The sequence below is a fragment of the Picosynechococcus sp. PCC 7003 genome (assembly GCF_001693255.1).
Lineage (GTDB): Bacteria > Cyanobacteriota > Cyanobacteriia > Cyanobacteriales > MRBY01 > MRBY01.
This window is the reverse complement of the sequence record NZ_CP016474.1, coordinates 1-19,467: the sequence shown is the minus strand read 5'-3', so window position 1 is coordinate 19,467 and position 19,467 is coordinate 1. Positions and strand designations below refer to the sequence as shown.

Annotated in this window: 21 protein-coding genes; 10 read left to right on the top strand and 11 right to left on the bottom strand. The window is 49.3% G+C overall.

The features are described 5' to 3' along the window. Positions 1-41 precede the first annotated feature (41 nt). Together AWQ21_RS00110 and AWQ21_RS00105 are read left to right on the top strand one after the other, a co-directional pair. Positions 42-4,199, top strand: a complete 4,158-nt coding sequence (locus AWQ21_RS00110) for an eIF2A-related protein (RefSeq protein ID WP_065712791.1) — start codon at positions 42-44, stop codon at positions 4,197-4,199. Between the two features lie 62 nt (positions 4,200-4,261). Next, positions 4,262-5,149 (top strand): alpha/beta fold hydrolase, encoded by an 888-nt coding sequence (locus AWQ21_RS00105; protein ID WP_065712790.1) that lies wholly within the window; start codon positions 4,262-4,264, stop codon positions 5,147-5,149. Between the two features lie 116 nt (positions 5,150-5,265). Here AWQ21_RS00105 and rsmD read toward each other — a convergent pair whose 3' ends face one another. From rsmD to AWQ21_RS00090, 3 genes are read right to left on the bottom strand one after another with little or no spacing between them, the layout of a single operon-like run. Further along, a complete protein-coding gene (rsmD, locus tag AWQ21_RS00100; RefSeq protein ID WP_065712789.1) occupies positions 5,266-5,805 on the bottom strand; it encodes a 16S rRNA (guanine(966)-N(2))-methyltransferase RsmD in 540 nt (179 codons plus the stop codon). A 9-nt stretch (positions 5,806-5,814) separates the two neighbouring features. Continuing rightward, the gene (locus AWQ21_RS00095; RefSeq protein ID WP_065712788.1) at positions 5,815-7,353 is read right to left on the bottom strand and encodes an AAA family ATPase; all 1,539 of its coding nucleotides are present in this window, start codon (positions 7,351-7,353) and stop codon (positions 5,815-5,817) included. Positions 7,354-7,379: 26 nt separating this feature from the next. Continuing rightward, positions 7,380-7,610 carry a hypothetical protein gene (locus AWQ21_RS00090; protein ID WP_065712787.1) on the bottom strand — a complete coding sequence of 77 codons (231 nt, stop codon included), beginning with the start codon at positions 7,608-7,610 and terminating at the stop codon, positions 7,380-7,382. Between the two features lie 246 nt (positions 7,611-7,856). Here AWQ21_RS00090 and AWQ21_RS00085 point away from each other — a divergent pair, with 246 nt between their 5' ends. Both AWQ21_RS00085 and AWQ21_RS00080 read left to right on the top strand, forming a co-directional pair. Next, on the top strand, positions 7,857-8,159 hold the full coding sequence (locus AWQ21_RS00085) for a hypothetical protein (protein WP_065712786.1): 303 nt from the start codon (positions 7,857-7,859) through the stop codon (positions 8,157-8,159). Between the two features lie 81 nt (positions 8,160-8,240). Continuing rightward, positions 8,241-8,606 carry a VOC family protein gene (locus AWQ21_RS00080; RefSeq protein WP_065715130.1) on the top strand — a complete coding sequence of 122 codons (366 nt, stop codon included), beginning with the start codon at positions 8,241-8,243 and terminating at the stop codon, positions 8,604-8,606. On the opposite strand, the gene AWQ21_RS00075 is transcribed toward AWQ21_RS00080, so the two are convergent. The 5 genes from AWQ21_RS00075 to AWQ21_RS00055 all read right to left on the bottom strand — a co-directional run bounded on the left by AWQ21_RS00075 (position 8,590) and on the right by AWQ21_RS00055 (position 12,591). Then, entirely contained in the window at positions 8,590-9,504 is a 915-nt protein-coding gene (locus AWQ21_RS00075) for a TIGR04168 family protein (protein WP_065712785.1), read from the bottom strand. The genes AWQ21_RS00080 and AWQ21_RS00075 overlap by 17 nt on opposite strands. 19 nt (positions 9,505-9,523) lie before the next feature. Next, positions 9,524-10,279: a DUF1995 family protein gene (locus AWQ21_RS00070; protein WP_065712784.1), complete on the bottom strand. Its 756-nt coding sequence runs from the start codon at positions 10,277-10,279 to the stop codon at positions 9,524-9,526. A 103-nt stretch (positions 10,280-10,382) separates the two neighbouring features. Beyond that, a complete protein-coding gene (locus tag AWQ21_RS00065; RefSeq protein ID WP_065712783.1) occupies positions 10,383-11,081 on the bottom strand; it encodes a macro domain-containing protein in 699 nt (232 codons plus the stop codon). 13 nt (positions 11,082-11,094) lie between these two features. Next, entirely contained in the window at positions 11,095-11,895 is an 801-nt protein-coding gene (locus tag AWQ21_RS00060; RefSeq protein WP_065712782.1) for a DUF4433 domain-containing protein, read from the bottom strand. Between the two features lie 111 nt (positions 11,896-12,006). Then, positions 12,007-12,591 carry a Uma2 family endonuclease gene (locus tag AWQ21_RS00055; protein ID WP_065712781.1) on the bottom strand — a complete coding sequence of 195 codons (585 nt, stop codon included), beginning with the start codon at positions 12,589-12,591 and terminating at the stop codon, positions 12,007-12,009. Between the two features lie 109 nt (positions 12,592-12,700). On the opposite strand from AWQ21_RS00055, the gene AWQ21_RS00050 reads away from it, so the two are divergent. The 4 genes from AWQ21_RS00050 (at position 12,701) to AWQ21_RS00035 (ending at position 14,899) form a co-directional block, all read left to right on the top strand. Beyond that, positions 12,701-13,060, top strand: a complete 360-nt coding sequence (locus AWQ21_RS00050; RefSeq protein ID WP_065712780.1) for a Spx/MgsR family RNA polymerase-binding regulatory protein — start codon at positions 12,701-12,703, stop codon at positions 13,058-13,060. Positions 13,061-13,098: 38 nt separating this feature from the next. Beyond that, positions 13,099-13,440, top strand: coding sequence for a phosphomannose isomerase type II C-terminal cupin domain (locus AWQ21_RS00045; RefSeq protein WP_065712779.1), 342 nt, complete (start codon positions 13,099-13,101; stop codon positions 13,438-13,440). Positions 13,441-13,540: 100 nt separating this feature from the next. Then, on the top strand, positions 13,541-14,185 hold the full coding sequence (purN, locus tag AWQ21_RS00040) for a phosphoribosylglycinamide formyltransferase (protein WP_065712778.1): 645 nt from the start codon (positions 13,541-13,543) through the stop codon (positions 14,183-14,185). Positions 14,186-14,203: 18 nt separating this feature from the next. After that, complete coding sequence (locus AWQ21_RS00035) at positions 14,204-14,899, top strand: N-acetylmannosamine-6-phosphate 2-epimerase (RefSeq protein ID WP_065712777.1); 696 nt, start codon at positions 14,204-14,206, stop codon at positions 14,897-14,899. On the opposite strand, the gene AWQ21_RS00030 is transcribed toward AWQ21_RS00035, so the two are convergent. Next, positions 14,896-15,942 (bottom strand): aromatic ring-hydroxylating dioxygenase subunit alpha, encoded by a 1,047-nt coding sequence (locus AWQ21_RS00030; RefSeq protein ID WP_065712776.1) that lies wholly within the window; start codon positions 15,940-15,942, stop codon positions 14,896-14,898. The two genes, AWQ21_RS00035 and AWQ21_RS00030, sit on opposite strands and share 4 nt — an antisense overlap. A 142-nt stretch (positions 15,943-16,084) precedes the next feature. Here AWQ21_RS00030 and nrtS (AWQ21_RS00025) point away from each other — a divergent pair, with 142 nt between their 5' ends. Together nrtS (AWQ21_RS00025) and nrtS (AWQ21_RS00020) are read left to right on the top strand one after the other, a co-directional pair. Further along, entirely contained in the window at positions 16,085-16,342 is a 258-nt protein-coding gene (gene nrtS, locus AWQ21_RS00025; protein ID WP_065712775.1) for a nitrate/nitrite transporter NrtS, read from the top strand. A 42-nt stretch (positions 16,343-16,384) separates the two neighbouring features. Then, positions 16,385-16,666: a nitrate/nitrite transporter NrtS gene (gene nrtS, locus AWQ21_RS00020; protein ID WP_065712774.1), complete on the top strand. Its 282-nt coding sequence runs from the start codon at positions 16,385-16,387 to the stop codon at positions 16,664-16,666. A gap of 464 nt (positions 16,667-17,130) precedes the next feature. Here the strand turns inward: nrtS (AWQ21_RS00020) and AWQ21_RS00010 are convergent, their stop codons facing one another. After that, positions 17,131-18,060 (bottom strand): cobalamin-binding protein, encoded by a 930-nt coding sequence (locus tag AWQ21_RS00010; RefSeq protein WP_065712772.1) that lies wholly within the window; start codon positions 18,058-18,060, stop codon positions 17,131-17,133. Between the two features lie 57 nt (positions 18,061-18,117). After that, positions 18,118-19,467 carry a chromosomal replication initiator protein DnaA gene (gene dnaA / locus AWQ21_RS00005; RefSeq protein ID WP_065712771.1) on the bottom strand — a complete coding sequence of 450 codons (1,350 nt, stop codon included), beginning with the start codon at positions 19,465-19,467 and terminating at the stop codon, positions 18,118-18,120.

The following is a 19,467-nucleotide window of genomic DNA, read 5'->3' as shown; positions in this document are numbered from 1 at the left end:
GAAGTTAGTTCTCTTTCCTTGAAATTACCCTTGGATTTGCCATGATCAATCGCCCTGGCCCGTCATTTCCCACGTTACGCCCCATTGTGCAGCGGTTGACCGACCGATTGTGGTCTTCCCCCCGTCGTGATGATGATCAGCCAGGACTTTATTGCGTTCGCTGCGACTACCAAGCCCAGGAACAGGAGCTTCTGGCGCAACTCCAGGGCAACCTAAAATTGCGATGGCACCAGGTCTTTTCTCAATTTACGGCGGCATATTATAGTGACCTGGCGTTGGCAGATTTAAACGGAAAAGCGAAGGGGCTACTTTGTCTTTGGCTAGCACCCCAGGCTCAGGATCTAGAGGACATTCTGAACCTGTTGGCAGCAACCCTAATTAATCTTGGTATCCAGCCGCTCCACATCAATGGAGCGATGGTTTTTGGGTTAACCCCAGCCGTTAAATTAACTGCGGCGACCTTTCAACGCCAAATTGCCCCCTGGATTGTGGTGTTACCGACGGCAGATGATCAACAGCGGCAAATGCCTGATGGGCTGACAACCGCAACGGATTTAGGGGAAATAACGTGGTCTCCCCAGGCCCTCAATGATTTTTGGCAACGTACAGAACAGGACTACTTTCAAAAACTAACGGTTGCTGGCCCCCTCACTTTTCCCGATCATCACTGCTGGAATTTAGCGCCCGGTCAACGCCGTTCTCAAGAATTAGACTTAGCCACTAAAACATTGGGCAACGGCGCTGGCTTGCTCTGTTTTATCCGCGGCCGACAAGCCCACCACAATCAGCAATGGCAAACAGCCCAGCAAGCCTATCAGGAGAGTTTGCGCCACTATTGCCGTGGGGAGCAGGGGATGGATTGGCTCAAGGTGCTGCGGGACAACCCAAATTCCCCTTTGTTAGAGCAATTACCGCCTTCCCAGGGGCAACGAATGGCCTTGATCTTGTTTCATTTGGGTTTACTCCTAGGCGATCGCCCCCAGCATTACCAAGCCCCCAGTCCGGAAGGAGAACAGGCTCTCCAATATCTCCGCCTGAGCCGTTGCCTCTGGGAACGACAAGAACAATGGGCCTGGGTCAGTCAACTGAGTTTATTGATTGGCGTATTTTTACAGCAGTGGCAGCGTGGGTCAGCCCTAGGGGATTTGGCTTGGTCACTCCTCAAGGGGGTTCAGGAACCTTGGCCACCCGATCTTCTGGCCCAACATTATGGTCTGATGGCGGCGATCGCCCTTCAGGAACAACAGTGGCATAAGGCCCAAACCCTTGCTCAAACAGCCCTAGAACATTTTCAAACCTTGGATGAACCGCCTCCGGTGGTTGTCAGGGCCTGGAGTACGCTCATTTTCGCCCGGGCCAGCCAATCCCTTGGTCAAGTTGCCCAGGCGATCGCCACCCTCGAAGAAATCTTGATCCCCATCCGCAGCCAACTCACAACGCCCGAGACAGCCCCTATCCCCTGGGGCCACTGGCAACAACGGCTCTATGATCAGATTTTTGCTTGCTTGGGTGATCTTTACCGACAAACGAAGGATTACCGTCAAGCCTTTGATCTCACCTGGGAACGCCAGCAGTACGAACACAACTGGGGTTGGCGGCCCTTTGTGGGGACTCAATCCCTACCAGATCAGTGGCGACATAACCTGTATTCGCCCCCTGAGCCCCTTAGTCTAGTGATACTCCGGGGTTCCCAACGGGATCGGGATCTCCAGGCATTAATCGACCGCTTGCAGCGCCCCCAGTCCAACCTGATTTTGCTCCACGGGGCTACCGCTGTGGGAAAAACATCTCTCCTCCGGGCGGGTCTGATTCCTAGGCTCCAAAGCCAGCCTCTAAATGGGCGGCCGGTGCGGGTTATTTATTTTAAAAATTATGGCCAGTGGGGCCGCCGCCTGGTACAACAACTCCATGGCGATCGCCCTTTTTGTCCCTGGCCAAATCCCCCCAGCTTAGATCCCCTCGTTCACCTCCAGCAGCAGCAAGATTCTGAATCCCTAACAGTTTTGATCTTTGATCAATTTGAGCAGTTTTTCTTGCAATATCCCCACCCCGAAGAACGTCAGGATTTTCTGCGCTTTTTGGCCCAGAGTCTCCAACTACCAACGGTGAAAGTGATCTTGTCCTGTCGTAACGAGGCCCTTGCGCCCCTGTTGGATTGGGAAATCGAGGCGGATCTAGGAGAGGCAAACCACAATCTTTTTGACCATCGTCTGCGCCATCGCCTGGGAAATCTTCGGCCTGATGCGGCGATCGCCCTTTTAGAACAGGTGGCAACCTGGGCCAAACTCCCTTTAGAAACAGCATTAATGCAGCAACTGATCGAAGATTTGCAGGATAGCCACGGAGAAATTCGCCCCCTCGAACTCCAGGTCATTGGCGCCCAACTGCACCAGGATCATCTCTATACCCGGGAGGAATATTTAGGGTTGGGTTTTCCGCCTAAATTGCTGCTGTTGGAGCGATCGCTGCTGGGGATTATTCGGTACTGCGGTGATGAAAATCGTGATTTGGCCTGGCAATTTCTCCATTACTTTACGGATCTGCGCCACAGTCAACTGGTGCTCACTAAGGCGGATATTCTCCAACTGGGTCGTCAATTCCTCGGCGATCGCCGCCTTGGGGAAGAAAAAGCAGAACTCATTTTGCATATTTTTAAAACAACGGGGCTAATTCGCTACCAACTCTATGGCGGCCAAGAGTCCTACCAACTAGCTCGACCTGATCTCGTTGAACCCATCCGGCACCACTACCAAGCCTTTCAGTCCCAACAATGGCTCCAGCGCATCACTGGCCGGGAACGGGAAATGCTCTGGCGGCGTTGGTGGAAGGTTTCTGTAGGCACCGTTTGGCGCTTGGGGCTGGTGGCGATCGCCTTGGGGTTTGGTCTGCGCTGGGTGGAACTGCAACGGTACCAACGCTGGCAGGGGGCGCAAAACACCATTTTGATGAAATTGGCCGAGGCCACCAAGGTGCTCCAGGACGGTGCCCAACCCGTTGAGGCCCTGCGAGAAAGTATCCGGGCAGCGACGGTCTTACGACGACTGAATGAAAAGGATGATGAGGTTGTCACTCCTGCAACCAGACTCAAGGTGCTCCTTGCCCTAGAACAAAATTTCAGTACCCTCGCTGCAGCGACCACTTCGACAACAGTGCGAGACTTTGGCCAAAATTTTATCCCCACCGCTTTTCGGCCCCCTGGCGATCGCCAAACCATTACTCCAGACGTGCCAATTACGGACTTTGCCTTTGTGGGAAATAGTTTCCAGCTTCTGCTCGCCCAGCCAAACCAGCCCCTAAGGCAGTGGCCCAACCAGGATCCAGCGTTGAGTCTTAGCAATGAGTCGATTACCAGTCTCGCCTGGCAACCCCGTGGTCACTTTTTCGTTACTGGAGGGGAAAATCGCCGGGTTACGCTCCACCAAAGGAATGGACAAGTTGTGCAAACCCTGGGAGGCTTCCGGAAAAAAATCAACGTCGTTGCCTGGAGTCGTGATGGGAAAATGTTCGCGGCGGGTAGCCAGGATCAGACGGTGCGCCTCTGGACGGAAACTGGGGAACTTTTGCAGATCTTGACGGAACACCGGGGGCCAATTACCGCCCTGCAGTTTAGCCCCGACGGGAAATTATTAGCGACGGCGGCAGGCGATCGCACCGTACAAATTTGGCAGCGGCGACGGAATAATTCTTTCTTTCTTGTGACCCAATTTCCCCCCTTTACTACAGAAATTATAGATCTCCAGTTTGGGGCCGATAGTCGTCACCTCGGCTTAATGGGGCAAGACCATCAGGTGATCGTTTACCCGATGACCTACGAAAACAATAATCCCGTCTTTGGGGAAGCACTGCCGATCAACCACCAAAGCAATGGCCCCGACCGCATCGGTTTTTATGGTGCTTTACCTTTACTAATCACCAATACAGAAAACCACCATCTGCAATTTTGGCAACTGGATGGCACCTATCTCGGCAGCCTCGCGGGGCACCAAGCTCCCGTCACGCAACTCCACTGGCACCCCCAAGGAAAGGCGATCGCCACCTTGGATCAAAATAATCAACTCATCCTCTGGAATCTGGATCTCGACGAATTACTCCAAAAAAGTTGCCGGCTGCTAATCTATGGCGATTTAGGGATTCCTGCCGATCAACGCCAAGGCGATCGCCAATTGTGTACGACCCTCCTCAACCTTCCACCGGAGTAGCACGTTATACTCACAAAAGTAAGTCATCAAACCCATTACACCGATTCCATTCCGCAAAAACCATGACCCAGGCCGTCACCCCCACCTCCGCCCTAACGCCCCTCGATTGGACTTGGCGTGACCAACAAATCCGCTACACCGTCCAGGGGGAAGGACAACCCCTCCTGCTGATCCATGGGTTTGGCGCTTCGATCGGTCACTGGAAACACAACATTCCCGCCCTCGCAGCCCAGGGTTATCAAGTTTTTGCTTTAGATTTATTGGGGTTTGGGGCCTCGGCAAAACCGGCCTGGGACTACAGCCTCGATCTCTGGCAGGCATTACTTTACGATTTTTGGCAGGCTAAAATCCAACAGCCCACGGTATTTGTGGGGAATTCCATCGGTGGTCTACTCAGCTTGGCAATGTTAGCCAATCACCCTGATCTCTGTACTGGAGGCGTCTTGATTAACTGCGCTGGCGGTCTCAACCATCGCCCCGATGAATTGGCTTTACCGCTGCGGGTGGTGATGGGTACCTTTGCGAAATTAGTCAGCTCGCGGTTAACGGGGCCGTTGATTTTTAATCAGGTACGCCAAAAATCACGCATTAAAAACACCCTTTATCAAGTCTATGGCGATCGCCAAGCCGTGACCGATGAATTAGTAGAGATGCTCTACGAACCTTCCTGTGATCCGGGGGCACAACAGGTCTTCGCCTCGGTGATTACGGCTCCCCCTGGGGAAAGTCCGACGGAACTTCTGCCCAAACGGCAACATCCTTTACTCGTGCTTTGGGGCGATCGCGATCCCTGGACACCGATTAAAGGCTCGCAGATTTACCAGGATCTTGCAGCGCAAAATGCCGGGGTCGAGTTTCATCCCATTCCGGGAGCGGGCCACTGTCCCCACGACGAAAATCCCAGTTTGGTCAATTCTTTAATCCTTGATTGGTTACAACGTTTGGGGTGACACCCCTCTAACTCCCCTCCAGGGGAGAAATTTAGGACTTTTCTGCCCCCCCACCAATTAATTCCCCTCCTGAGAGGGGTTAGGGGAGTGTGAGCTTGAGAAGGGCTAGGGGAGTGTCATTCGGCGAGGCAGTAAAAGGCGATCGCCGTTTTGCCGTAGTTTTTTTCTTTGAATAGCGCTAGACCAGACAACTCAATCGGTTGCCAGAGTTTCGGGTCGTACTCCACGGCCAATTCCCCGGTGGGGGCGAGTAATTCTAGGTCAACAATTTTGGTTAAAACTCGGTCGTAGAGTTTCGCGGCGTAGGGCGGGTCGAAATAAATTAAATCAAAGGTTTCGCCCCCCAAATTCTCCAGACGTCTGAGGAGATCGCCCTTTAAAATTTGGTATTCTTGCTCAGCTTTCGCCACTTTCTGCCAATTTTCTTGAATAATGCGGCAAGCCTGGGGATTTTTCTCGATGCCAACAACTTTCACAGCGCCACGACATAATGCTTCAGCCCCCATGGAACCCGAACCCGCACAAAGATCCAACCAGCGACAGCCAAGCACCTGCCCTTGCCAAATATTAAAAATTGCCTCCCGCACCTTTGCCAGGGTAGGCCGCGTTAGTTCGCCAGGGAGAGTTTTGATTTGTCGATTGCCGTAGATGCGCATCCCGGTATTCTACCGCGCTGACACAAAACGTTCCGAGGCGATCGCCCGTAATTTTTCCACATCTTCCCGCCGCGATACCGACAGGGGCACCGTACTTTTCATCTGGGCCACCAAAGCCTCCGTCGTCAAGGGGGTTTGGGCATAAAGAGCTTGGTAAAGTCCGGCAATAATCGCCTGCTCAATTTCTGCGCCACTATAACCCGCCGCCGCCGTCACCAGGATGCGCAGATCAAACTCCTGAACATTTTGTCGATGGCGGGTCAGGTGAATCGAAAAGATCGCCGCCCGCTCCTGGGCATTGGGCAAATCCACAAAGAAAATTTCATCGAAGCGTCCCTTCCGCAACAGTTCCGGCGGCAGTTGCAATAGATCGTTGGCTGTTGCGACGACAAAAACTTCCTGGGATTTTTCCTGGAGCCAGGTCAAAAACGAACCAAATAAGCGCAAGCTCAGTCCCCCATCGCCATCGCCGCTGGGATTACCAAAGCTTTTTTCAATTTCGTCGATCCACAACACCGCCGGGGCCATGGATTCGGCCAGTTTGATCGCCTGGCGGAAATTTTTCTCCGATTCACCGATAAATTTGTTGTACAGGCGGCCCGCATCTAGTTTTAACAACGGCAGTTGCCATTCCCGGGCAATGGTCTTCGCCGCAAGGGATTTACCGCAACCCTGCACCCCCACGATTAAAATGCCCTTCGGGGCCGGAAGATTCACCCGTTTCGCCGCCGTGCTAAAACCCACTTGAGCCCGTTTTAACCATTGTTTGAGGCCCACAAAGCCCCCTAATTTTGCGGTATTTTCTTCCACAGGAAAAAGTTCGAGGAGGGATTCTTCCCGGAGGATCTGGGCCTTGCGGTGGATCACCTTAAGGATGTCGGCCCCGTTTAACTCCCCATCTACCAGGGCAGCATAGGCGATCGCCTGGCGGGCCTGCTTGAGGGTCATCCCGCTGAGAGCATGGACAAATTGATTCAGTTCCTCCCCCTGGAGGGTAATCGTTAACTTATGGCGCACCTTGAGTTCCCGCATCACCTCCGAAAGGGTCTGGTATAGCTCGTCCCCATCCGGTAAAGTCAGCTCAAAATACACTGCATCATGGGCGATCGCCTTTGGTAAAGTGATCGATTCCCCCGTCAGCACCATCGCCGAATTCACAACCCCGTAAATATCTGCCAACTCCCGTACTTCCCGGATGACTTTGGGATCCTCCAGGTGGGGCGCAAAATCCTTGAGCCAAAAAATCCCATTACGCTCTATCTCGCCGATATATTTCAGCACATCGAGGGGATCCGCCGTATTCTCAAAGGCGATCGGTTTGTTCGCTCCGGGTCGGGCATATTCATTGGTGCGGGGCGCATATTTCGTCCCCGGTGTCGGCGCTAGCCCCAAATTCACCGTCCATTCAAACAAGGGCATGTGTAAATCCTTGACCACTTCCCGCAGGAGCGCCTCGACCCGTTCCTCTTCGACGGTCTCAATGACGATGATCGGATGAAACGCACAGATGAAGGTTTTTAAACTGTGAATGTTATCCAAAAAACCCATGGTTCTCCCCAAACTCCTCGCCCAACTCAGAGCAAATTGCGATAGAGCAAACGCAGTTCCTCGATTGTCTGGAGGTGGTAGAGTTGATTTTCGATCATTTTGAGGCCGTGCAGACTGGGAATTTGTTGAATATCGGCAAAAATGCGATCCGCATCCTGGGGAAATTTGATGTCTAGGCCGTGGCGGATTTGATTGAGGACACCCCGCCGCACACTGCGATCAATTCCCTTTTTGACCAGTCGATTAAACTCAACCATTGAGGTTCCCCAGAAAAATATTGACCGTAGTAATAAAACGGTATTTCGATCTTACGTTATTTTCCCAAACCCCCTCCAAATTTAAGATTTTTCTCCAGGCCCAGCAGAAAGACCGGGATATTTCTTCATATATTGTCATGCTCGATTCACAAAGATAAAAATTCTAACGCCTGCCCCCACAGCCCCAAAACAACCCTTTAAGGTAAAAGAAGAAGCCAGCGTTTTGTCACCAACGACAATCCCACTATGAACCACCAACCTTTTTCGACCCAAGGTAGCAGTGCTGCCTTTGAAAAAGAAGCTTTAGAACGTTTTCGTCAGCTTACGGCCCTGCTCCCCAGTCAGTGCGAAATTTATCGAGAAGTTTGGGGGGAATCAACAGTCTTGACCCTAGATTTTGCAGCCTGCCCCACACAACTGCTGATCGTAAAAGCCCAGGCGATGATGCTGTTGTTAGGGGCTGATCATTTAGGGCTAGCCCAATCTCTGTTGTTTCGCCTCGGCCCTAAAATTGAAGGCTGGATTAATTTTGCAACCACGGATTCCTAGGGGATTTTCTCCATTTGGATTTAGGAAGCACGACAAATCAAACCAAGCATCGAGCAAAAAGTCAGTATGGTAACGCCTCAGATTCAAGTGACCCGTTGTTTACACACAGCTATCTTGGTGGCAGATGTGCAACAGGCGGTGGCCTTTTATGATCGACTGCTGGGGCTGCCCAAGGTAGAACGACCTTTTAAATATGGTGGCGTTTGGTACCAGCTACCACAGATGCAAGTTCATCTGATTGAAGACCCGACGTTCCAGGCGAAATTACCCAATCCAGAGAAGTTGGGCAGAAATCCCCACATTGCTTTCGGCGTAAAAGACCTTGATGCAGTGCGATCGCAGTTGGATAGCGAAAATTATCCCTATGAGATGAGCGCATCGGGACGACGGGCCTTATTTTTGCAAGATCCAGACGGCAACGTGGTCGAGATTACGGAAGAGAGCTGAGGGGCTGTGACCAGATGGTTTCCCTCGTTTGCTGCTGGCTGATTGGATTGACCCACACCAGTTCGGCTTTGCTTGGGCGGCCTTGGGTGAGGGTAATCACAGAAAAACTATGGAGGCGATCGCCGTTTTTATAGGTTTGGATGCGGGGGACGCGGGCGGCATTGAAATAGAGGGTTTCGTCTGAAAATTGGCATTGGGTACGCAGACGATCTTTGCGGTGGCGGAGGCTGTGGTGCATGTGGCCAAAGGTGACTAGGGGAATTCTCTTGTTTTGACGGCGGGCGATCGCCAAAGCCTGGGCAAAATCCGGATCGCCAAAATCCCCCCCCAGGGGATTCCAATCGCGGCCACACATATCCTCCGGTTCAGAACCTAATCCGATGGGGCCATTGTGACCGAGAAAGATTAAGGTTTCGTACTGACAAGCCGCAATATTTTTCTCGATTAAGGCGGTGGATTCTGTAAAGTCATGAACACCGTAGCGATCGCCATAGAATTTTTCATTTTTCCACTTCTCGCCCCCCCAACTAAAGGGCCGTGCCCCGACCACCGAAAGCTCAAACTCTGGTAAATCCAAATGACCGTAGCCCACATGGGTTTCCCCCAGAATGTCTAACTGGGCCTGGACGCGATCTTCGATGGCATGGTCATAGGGGGCTTTTTTGCGGCCCCAATCGGAGGCGGTGTACCAGGCGTCATGGTTCCCAAAAATCACGGCTTTTGGGAAGGGAAGATCGGCGACTTGTTGCACTAATTTCACCGCTTCGTTGCCAAAATCCCCAACAAACAACACAAGATCGACGCCGAGAATCTCCAGGGCTTGGCGATCGCCAACGGCATCCCATTGGTCGTGGACATCTCCCACCACTGCAATGGTTAGTGAACGGTTATCAATCATTGGTTATTCGGTCTCAAACTTAGTTGCTGAGGGCTTTTAGGAAGTTTTGTAGACCCCCAAGCAGTCCTGTTTTTTTGATTTTTGGTGCGTTGGGATTTGCCGCTTCCCCAGCTTCGGGTTCCACTGCCGCCAACAACAGCCGCTCTAAATATTCGCCGAGGGGTTTAGTGGTTTCGCTGGCGATGAGTTCATATTGGTCTTCTTCTTTTTCGAGATACACTTCCCAAGTCGAGGGGTAAGAACGCCAAACCATAGCTCCTTCGTAGGGTCGAATGTAATAGGCGGTTTCGAGGGTGCTAATGAACCGTTCCCGCAGTTGCCGCGCCGCATAGCCAATCCCCACAATGGACACATCCTCTAGTTGGGGAATCAACATAATCACCGGGCGATCGCCAGCAAAGTTACAGAGCTTTTCGACCTGAGCAACTTCCACCGCCGACGGGCAGACAATGATAAAAATCTGGTCATCATCGCCGATTTTATTTTCGATAGGCGATCGCGAGGTGCCAATGTCCGTCACCTTAAAGGGAATTTCACCCCAATCCCGCCGGGCCAGAGCCGCCGCCCCCGTATCCGGAAAGAAAATTTTCAACCCCGAACCATACTCCTCCACAAAAAGTTGCGCCCAATTCCACGCCAAGGCCTGGGCCTGTAGAGCAATCTCAGGAAAGCATAATTCAATTAAAATCCGCCCACAGCCTGCTTCTAAACTGTTTAGGGTTGCGGCTTTCGCTTGTTCGAGGGTTTCTTCAAAGGATTGGGGCAGATTGGACATGGTTCACCGACGCACAACTTCAACATCGACTTATTATCAAATGTTTTTATCAGTCTCGTCAAAGTTTTGCAGATGAAACTCATCGACAGAGGTCAATATCAGTCTATTGGAATAGTGAGAGTTGTTCCATCTCTGGAACATTGTTTTGCTGTTCTTTCATCGCGTAGGAATAAGCATGTATAAAAATTTTTTCATAAGTTTTTTTGCCTATTCCTCTGATTTTTGCAATATCTCTAAATCGTTTGAACTCTATATTTCCGCGAATGTTCTCGATTGATTTCTCATTAAGACTGACAACATCTCTAAGAAACTTAGTATTTTTTACGCTTTCTATCATTTGAGCTTCAACACCAGAAGATGCTGGTTCTTTATCTAGACAAATAAAAACGTCAATATCAACAAGACTCAAATAATCAAGCATCACTTCATGGACTATATCCCAAGACAGACCGCCTCGATCACATCCTAACCTAGGAAATGCGATCGATTTTATGCCCATGTCTTTGTATTCGTTTTGAAAATATTGTAAGCCTTCTTTAATCCAAGATAATTTTGAAGGAAATTTCCAATGTCTTTTAGTAGGAAAATTCAAGATCCACGGTTTAGACTCTTTATAAATTTGTGGTTCACCAGTGACAAATTGTTGTCGTTGACATTTAAGTAAGTAATCTTGGTGCATTTCAGGGAATCTGAGTTTAAATTCAAGAGCCAGACCTCCCCCCATAACACCCACACAGTTGATCGTATTAACGATAGTTTGTGCTTTTATATCAAACACCGTGTTTTGTGAATAGTGGATCATTTGAAAATTTCACTTAAAAATAAAAACTGTGATCGACTACAACTTTAACATGGTGGCGAAATGCAAAAGGAATTTTGCCAATGATTTTTTGCCTTATAATTTCATTGTTACAAATTATAGTGGAGATATAATCAACTTCAACTTGATCTTTGATTAAGACTTCTGAACACATTTTTCTTCTTCCATCAATCTTATTATTCCAACGCGAACTCTTTAATACATCCCACGGTAGTTTATCCAAGTCTTTTGTTTGATAGTAAAACAATGTGTCGGCAGATGCGGCATTGCCATCAGTAAAAAAAGAGGTTGTTTTTGCAAAAACACTTGTGTTTACCCCTAAAAATATAATATCTCTCTGCATTTCTTTACGCGAATAAAGCATCGCATTTCTGGGATTGAAATAAAAAGGAACACAATCATGGAGTCTTATGTCATAAGTATTATCTCCACAAACAATTTTCTTTGAATTCCTTATCTCTTGGACATTTTGATTTGAAATATCCTTTTTATTAATAAAATCATGAGATGCTTTCTTGTGACTTAGAAGACCATAGTTAAAAATTGATGTAATATTTGTGTGGTGGGTCATGTGGTAAAAATAATTCACCCCATAATTTGTAAAGTTTTGGCAGTCTATATTAGTGAATGTAGCAGTTTGAGGAGGAGTGTACTGATACGTATTGTTGTTTTTTTGTATCGTTTTTTGCTTTTGATCACTTGAGTTTTTTCTTTGGAAAATAGAAATACTTTTGCGCGCAATACCACGTGCAATACTGCCCCCTACTATTAAGCCAAATATCGTAATTGGATCCATTGATTTTTTTGCACAAAGTATTTGATTTCAGTGAGTTACGGAATGACGTTTGTAGATCTCTCGTTAATCATAAACCAAATAACAACAAACAACACTAAACGATTGTTTTTTTTACAAAAGTTCAAAGCTGTTGATATTTAGTCCTTGGTAGGCTTGCTCAATAATAAAGGTGAGACCAATGCTTTCTAGGAAAATAAAGTCTCCAGATTGGTAGTTGATAATCAGCCATTCTCCTGATTTATTTTTATGATATAAATCCATCTCGATGGCGGTAGAACTCACCAGTAAATAATCTTTTAAGACTGGATTTTGGCGATAAAGTCTAAATTTGCCACCCCGATCATAAGCCTCTGTACTTTTTGATAATACTTCGACAACCAGACAAGGATATGTAATAAATTGGGTGGTGGACTGATCTCGTTCATCACAGGTGATGTTGATATCTGGATAGGTATAGTTATGGCTGTTGGGAATTTTGATTTTGAGATCAGAATTTCCGGTTTCACAACCGCTACCATTCAGATGATTGAAAAATAAACTCGCAAGCCTCACGGCAATTAGACTATGGTTTTTGTTGCCTCCCCCCATGGCATAAATTTGACCATCGATATATTCATATTTTTCAGATTGCTGTTCCTCCCAACGCAAATATTCGTCAGGGGTAAGTTGGGGGAATTTATCTTCGGCGATGACCATGGGGTCTTTCTTTTGATCAGGATATCCACCGTTATAACACTTCCACCCTGGGAGACAGTTACCCAGTATTAGATAATAAATTTTAAGTTAACTTTAGTTTGATAAAAAAATGACGCTGCAAGTTTACGGCATTCCCACCTGCAACACCTGTAAAAAAGCCTTGAAATGGCTAGAAACAGCCGGAATTCCCTACGAATTTATCAATACCAAAGAGCAACCTCCCGGCAGAGAGGCGATCGCCCAATGGGTTAAAGCACTCGGCAGCAAACCAATGCGCAATACTTCCGGACAAGCCTACCGAGCCTTGGGGGAAGAAAAGAAAACCTGGGATGATAACCAGTGGATCGAAGCATTTGCTCAAGATGCGATGCTGTTGAAGCGACCTCTATTTGTGCAGGATAACAAGGCAGTCTTGGTGGGGTTTCGAGTCAGTGAAACGGAGTTGCGCGATCGCCTGGGTGACAATTGAGCTTTTACAATGACAGCAAATCAATTTAACCTGCAAGTATGACCGAAATCCGTACACCCCCCTGGGGCAAAGTCACAATCCTCGAAGAAGGCGATCGCTACCGCATCAATCGCATCGAAATCAAACCCGGCCACCACATCAGTACCCAAATGCACTACCACCGTAGCGAGCATTGGGTTGTGGTTTCTGGCACCGCCAAAGTCATTTGTAACGACCAAGAAAAGATCCTCACGGCCCGCCAATCCACATATGTCCCCATGAATACCCGTCATCGGGTCGAAAATCCGGGGGTGATTGATCTGGTGATGATCGAGATTCAGAATGGTGAATTTTTGGGAGACGAAGATATTATTCGTTTTGAGGATCGAGATTCTGCCTAGTTTAATCCCCAAACCCCCACGCTACCGAGCAAAAATATCTGACTTTCGGCCAGGGAACCGATATGCTTAGTGGTTGTACTTCCGAGGTTGGCCGCGATTGATGGGTAATGTTGCGCTAAATTCTGCTTTAATTTCTCCCCCTGTGACCCTGACGGATGTGCCCTTATCCCGTCCGGTAAAACTAGGGGTGTTGGCCTCCGGTAGCGGCAGTAACTACGGGGCGATCGCCAAAGCCATTGCCGAAAATCAACTCAAGGCGGAAATCCCGATTCTGATCTACAACAACCCCAAGGCCAAGGTTTTAGAACGGGCCGCAACATTTGGCACGAAAACCCAACTGATTAACCACCGGGAGTTTGCCTCACGGGAAGCCTGTGACCAAGCCATTTTAGATGTCTTGCGATCGCATGGGGTGGAATGGGTGATTATGGCGGGCTGGATGCGCATTGTCACCGAGGTTTTGCTCACTGGCTACGAAAATCGTATCCTGAATATTCACCCCAGTTTGTTACCCAGCTTTAAAGGGATTCGCGCTGTAGAACAGGCTTTAGCGGCTGGCGTAAAAGTGACGGGCTGTTCGGTACATTTTGCCAGCCCAGAAGTCGATAGTGGCGACATTATTATGCAGGCGGTAGTGCCCATTTTGGCCGATGACACTCCTGAAACGCTCCATGCCAGAATTCAAGTCCAAGAACATCGTATTTTTCCAGCGGCGATCGCCTTAGCTGTGTCCCAATATTCCTAGAAATTTCCCATCAAGCCCATGTCTGATCTAATTGCCCAGTTTAAAAATCGCCTGATTATTTCCTGCCAAGCCCCCGCTGATTCCCCTCTCCATGCCCCTGAAATGATTGCGGCGATCGCCCAAGCCTGTGTTAACCAAGGAGGCGTTGGGGTGCGCATCGATAGCCCTGACCACATCCGCGCTGTGCGGGCCAAATTACCCCAGATCCCGATTATTGGGTTGTGGAAACGGACTTTTCCAGAATCAGACGTTTACATTACGCCCCGGTTAGAAGATGCCCTAGCAGTGGTCAAAGCGGGAGCCGACATCGTTGCCATTGATGCCACGGCCCGCCCCCGACCGAACGGAGAAAGTCTCGCGGATCTGATCGCCGGGATTCACCAGAAAACAGGAAAATTGGTGATGGCAGATCTCGATACCTACGACAATGCTCAACGAGCCGCCCAGGCTGGTGCCGATATTTTGGGGACGACCCTCTATGGCTACACGGGAGAAACCCAGCATTTAACGCCCCCTGGTTTTGAGCTGCTCGAAAAATTAACCCAGGATTTCGAGTTGCCAGTCATCTGTGAAGGGGGCATCCACACTCCAGAAATGCTGCAAAAAGCCTTCCAACTGGGGGCTGATAGTGTCGTTGTCGGAACTGCAATCACCGGGGTTGATTTGTTGGCCCAGAAATTTTGTCAGGCATCCCAGGCGATCGCCCAAGCTTAACTCCGCCAACGTAAAACCGCTTCTTTGACTGGATTCACAAAGGGGCGCATGGCTGTTTGGCTCTCCTGAAACTCCTTTTTTAGACGGAAATACCAGCGAGCTTGAGTATCAGCATCCTTGATGAGCATCATCGGCGGATTGTAGGGCAAACGGGTTTTTTGCTTGATCACCATCTGTCGATCTTGATCCAAAAAAGTGCGTGTTAAAGGAATCAGAATCGGTTTAAACCACTTCAGCCAGGGTAAAGTCGTATAAAACATTGTCGTCACCTCCGTTTCTGCCGCTGTTAGGGGGGTGATCACCGTCAAATTACAAATTTTATTTTGCTGGGTCAGTAATTGTTCGATGCGGATGCCCGGCAGCTGAAAGGAAATTTCCACTTCTGGATCTTTCCCTGCCAAGTCGTACATGAGGGTTGTTTTTTCAAGTTTATGGCGGCGCATCGTAAAACCATAAAAACTTGGATCAAAGGCTTTTATCTCCTCACTCAAGGTCGGATCTGCTCGCCACCACCAGGCCCGATGGACAAAGGGCACATGGGCCGGATCCATCAGACCCACCACCGCCTGATCATATTCACAGGGAAAGAGCATTGTCGTTTTCATTTGGTATCGCCCTTCTGAAAACAAAGGAATGGTGGGGGCTGGTAATTGGGGCACCGTATTTTTTTTGTCAGACATATAAATCCAAATATTGCCCTGACTTTCTGAGAGGGGATACGATTTCACGCTAAAGCGACTAATATCTAGGGTTTGCTCCTCTGTTAGACAGGGAATCGCCGTACATTGACCCTGGGGGTTAAAACGCCAGCCGTGGTAGCAACATTCAATTTCTTCGCCGTTAAATCGACCGTCGCTGAGGGGCACCGCCCGGTGGGGACAAGCATCTTGGATGGCAAAAGCTTTTCCTTGGCGATCGCGTCCGAAAAGAATGGGTTCATTGAGGAGAAATTTGGTGACGGTTTGCTTCGGTTTGAGGCGATCGCTAGGCATCGCATAATACCAAAGGTTGCGAAGAAAATTGATTTGACTGGTTGCTGTCATAGACCTTGCATCGGAGAAAAGCGGTTCCCATTGATAATAGGCAGATTTGATCGAAATGGATACACTCAATACTTTGGCGATCGCCTTTCCCAACAACAATCAGAACTGACTACAATTATTGCTAAATCCCCCAGCTTGACCGATGGCTTCCATGAAAACCTATCTAAAACTCCTCGGCGATCGCGCGATTCATTCCACAGCACTGCGGGTGGCACTAACCGTAGGGACTGTGCTCTTTTGCATCAACCACAGCCTCGCCGTCGTCAACGGTACGATGACACGCACCCGCTGGATTTCTGCCGTTGTGACCTATTTTGTACCCTACTGCGTGAGTACCCATGGCCAAATGACTAGCCGCGTACGCCAAAAAACAAAAGCCAAAACCCTACAACCGGACTAATTGCAGCATCGGGAGATAAAGCTTCTACTCGGGGAAAGATCCATGACCCTTAAAACCTACCTGTCTGCCCTAGGCGATCGCCGCCTCAGACCCACAGCCCTCCGAGTCGCCCTTTTCGTGGGCAGCCTTTACTTTTTTATTAACCATGGCAACGCCGTCCTCGACGGTACCATGACCAATGGTCGTTGGGTTTCGGTACTTTTGAGCTACTGTGTTCCCTATTGCGTGAATATCCATGGTCAACTGGCTAGCCAATTACGAATAGAATCTCACCTCGAAACCTCTCGCACAGGCGCTGAAAAAGTTGAAAAAATTGCCCCCTAGCAACCCCTAGTAGGTATGCTGGCCTTTATTGGCAGCCTCTTTTTGCCAGCATTTTTCTAACAGGTTGATTTTATAGAGATACCAAAAACGATTGGGGTTCCATACCGTATGCCGATCTGTGTGTCCCACGGGTTGATTGAGATATTGCAATACAGGATCGACTAGGTGCCTGATTTTGAGCCACATAGACAGCATCCTCACCTTAGATAATATTTTTTGAATCGAAAAGCGGCGGTACATCACGAAACGCCTGCCCTCAAAATCTTGCTATGTCTTTAATGTGCCAAATTCCCAGAAGAAGCCAAAGGGATGCTTTTTTGGGGAGGATGCTAATTTTTGCGGCAATATCCCCTAATTTGTCTGAATAATCCTTTTTTCACCAACATAAACTTGATAGAAAATGTTGTAAAACTAGGCTGGGATGTAATATTTCTTTGGATAGTTACTATTTGTTGAGATTTTGCTCACAAAGGTAAGGAAAGTTTTTGCCAAGCGGTTTCTGGATAAAGGCGATCGCCGACAGGTTGCAAAATTTCCGTGAGAATTTCTAGGGAATCCACGAGGCGTGGCCCTGGTCGGTTGAAATAGGCGTTGCCATCACAGATAAATAGCTGATCATTTTGCACAGCTCGTAATTGTTTCCACTCAGGATGCAGCTCCAAATCGGCGAGCATTTCCTGGCGGGTGCGCTCTAGATCGAAACCACAGGGCATCACCACCACCACATCGGGATCACTGGCGCGGAGAGTTTCCCAGCTAATGTAAGGAGAATGTTTACCCGATTTTCCCAAAATATTTTCGCCGCCTGCGAGCTCAATCAGTTCTGGGAGCCAATTACCGCCACCCATGAGGGGATCAATCCATTCAATGGCCGCCACCCGGGGACGTTTGGGCAAAGTTTTGCCTCGTTTCTGACAGGCTTGCACCCGCCGTTGTAGATCTTGCAAAACAGGTTGGGGATCACGGTTAAACTGCTGGGCTACGCGGCGAATATCCTGGTAAACATCCGCTAGGGTATTGGGCTGGAGGGAAATTAGCTGTGGTGGGTGATCACTCAGTTGGGCGATCGCCGCCTGGACATCAGCCAGGGTAACGGCACAGACATCGCACTGGTCTTGGGTGACAATGTGGGTCGGCTGCAAGGCTTGGAGTACATCCAGCTTCACTTCGTAGATTCCCAAGGTTTCCTGGAGCAAGGCCAAGACTTCTTGGTCAATTTCACCGCTGGGGCGCTCTGAGTCGAGGCGAGCCGCAGTACAAACGGGGCGATCGCCAATCTCCGGTGGATAGTCACATTCATGGCTCCGGCCCACCACGTTCGGGGTTAAACCCAGACAATCTAAAATTTCTGTGGCACTGGGCAGAAGGGAAACAATCCGGTAGGGAACGACCATAGTTTAACGGGAAAATAACACTGTTCGTTATTGTAACGGCGTCTTTATTTTGATTCCCTAGAGGTTCTGGTGGTGATGGTTAATGCGATCGCTAATTTGGCTCACCAGTTGGGAGATTTTTTGATTTTTTGTGAGTAACTGACCAATTTTGTCGCAACTATACATCACCGTAGTGTGGTCTTTGCCGCCGAACATCTCCCCAATGCGGGGCAAACTGAGATCAGTGTGTTGGCGCATCAAATACATCGCAATTTGCCGGGCTGTACTAATTTCCCGCCGCCGGGAAGCCCCCTTTAAATCCTCAATGCTCACCCCCGTGGCTTCTGCGGCAATTTGCAAGATCACGTCCGGGGCCGCCGGGGCATATTCCACCGTCGGGTTCAAAATGGGTGCGAGGTTTTCGACGGTCATCGGTAGGCCAGAAATGGCAATGTGCGTCACTGCCCGCAGGAGCGCCCCCTCCAATTCGCGAATATTCGCCGTGTAGTGGGTAGCGATATATTCAATCACCGAGCGGGATAGGTTTAAATTTTCCGCCTCGGCTTTTTTCTGGAGAATCGCCATCCGGGTTTCTAGGTCGGGGGGTTGGATATCCGCAATTAGACCCATGGAAAAACGCGAAGACAGCCGTTGTTGCAAGCCTGGGATTTGGTGGGGAGGGCGATCGCTGGCTAAAACAATTTGTTTACCCGCTTCATGGAGGGTATTAAACGTGTAGAAAAATTCTTCCTGGGTATATTCTTTCCCTTCGATAAACTGAATATCATCCACCAGCAAAATATCAGCGGTGCGGTAATGTTCCCGAAAGGTTTGCAGACTATCCTTGCGAATCGCAACAATTAAATCATTGGTAAATTGCTCCGTGGAAACATAGAAAATCTTCGCGTCCGGCTGGGTATCCAAACGGTAATGACCGATCGCCTGCATCAGGTGCGTTTTCCCCAGACCCACGCCCCCACAGAGCACCAGAGGATTAAAATCCCGCCCCGGTGATTCTGCCACCGCCAAGGCCGCCGCATGGGCCATGCGATTGGTGGGGCCAACCACAAACCGCGAAAACGTATATTTCGAGTTGAGTTCTGGGGTCTTTTTGCCGGGGCGAGTCGATTGACCACTGCGGGAACTATAAAAACTTTGGGTGGCCGCCAGGGTATTTCCCTCTGGAGAAGTAAGGCGTACCTTAACGGGCTGTTGCAACAATTCGGCAATGGTTTCGGTGATCAATGCACCATAGTATTTCTGGATATGGTTCAGGACAAAAGCATTGGGGGCACAGAGTACGATTTCATCCTCCCGCCACTGTTGGATCGCCGTCGGCTGAATCCAGGTTTCGTAGGTGGGGCGACTCAGTTGTTGTTCAAGTTTTGTCAGGACTTCTTGCCAAAGCCATTGGGGATTTTGAGTCAC